1 protein-coding gene is annotated in these 240 nt (G+C 77.5%); it reads left to right on the top strand.

The window, feature by feature from the left end; genetic code table 11:
• The coding region (locus STRAU_RS40840) for a BTAD domain-containing putative transcriptional regulator (protein ID WP_310592295.1) at window positions 1-189 on the top strand (189 nt) is incomplete at its 5' end.
• Between the last annotated feature and the right edge of the window lie 51 nt (window positions 190-240).

The following is a 240-nucleotide window of genomic DNA, read 5'->3' as shown; positions in this document are numbered from 1 at the left end:
TCCGGGCGCCGCGGGGAGGCATTGGAGGTGTATCAGCGGCTGCGGGCCACCCTGGTACGCGACCTGGGCCTGGAACCCTCGATGGGGCTGCGGCGCCTGCAGCACTCCATCCTCCACGCCGGACCGGACACCCGGCTTCCGGCCCCCCGCCCCGGCGGCGACACCCCCCTGATCCCCGCCGGCAGCTGACCCCCCCGCCCCCCACACCCGCACCCGTCCGCACCCGCACCCGCACCCGCA

The sequence above is a fragment of the Streptomyces aurantiacus JA 4570 genome, assembly GCF_000414115.1.
Lineage (GTDB): Bacteria > Actinomycetota > Actinomycetes > Streptomycetales > Streptomycetaceae > Streptomyces > Streptomyces aurantiacus_A.
The sequence above is the reverse complement of the archived record's forward strand: the minus strand, read 5'-3'. Positions and strand labels throughout refer to the sequence as shown.